General features: G+C 71.1%; 1 protein-coding gene. It reads right to left on the bottom strand.

Annotation, left to right across the window (positions count from 1 at the left end):
* The coding region (locus ACOADB_RS16065) for an MMPL family transporter (protein ID WP_378600675.1) at positions 1-608 on the bottom strand (608 nt) is incomplete at both ends.

Raw genomic sequence — 608 nt, 5'->3', positions numbered from 1 at the left:
AGCGCCACCGCGACGGTGGTCGCGCTGAAGGTGATCGTCCGTCCGGCGGTCTCGACGGCACGCCGTACGGCCTCGTCGTGGGATCGCCCGGCCGACCTCTCCTCGCGCACCCGGGCCACCATCAGCAGGCCGTAGTCAACGGCCAGTCCCAGGCCGAGACCGGTCGTCAGGTTCACCGCGTAGATCGACACGTCGGTCATCGACCCGAGGATCGACAGCTCGGCGAACGTGCCGAAGATCGCTGCGACGCCGACGGCGAGGGTCACCAGCGCGCCGACGACGTTGCCGAAGGCGAGCACCAGCAGGACCAGGATGAGCGGGATGGCGATGCTCTCGGCCAGGCCGAGGTCCTTGCCGATCTGCCCACCGATCTCCTCGCCGACGATCTCTCCCCCGCCGACGACGACCGTGATCGCGCCGTCGGTGCCCTTGTAGGACTCGAGCACCGCGGCCGGATCGGCGTCAGCACCCTCGGCCACCGACGCGGTGACCAGCGCGTGGCCGCCGTCGACCGAACGCAACGGGCCCGCCCGCGCATCGAAGTACGACGTCACGTCAGCCAGGTCCGGATCGGCGCGCAGCCGGTCCGTGAACGCCTTCCCCGCCGC

It is taken from the genome of Nocardioides sp. CPCC 206348 (assembly GCF_048654705.1).
GTDB lineage: Bacteria > Actinomycetota > Actinomycetes > Propionibacteriales > Nocardioidaceae > Nocardioides.
This window is presented reverse-complemented; position numbering and strand designations above follow the sequence as displayed.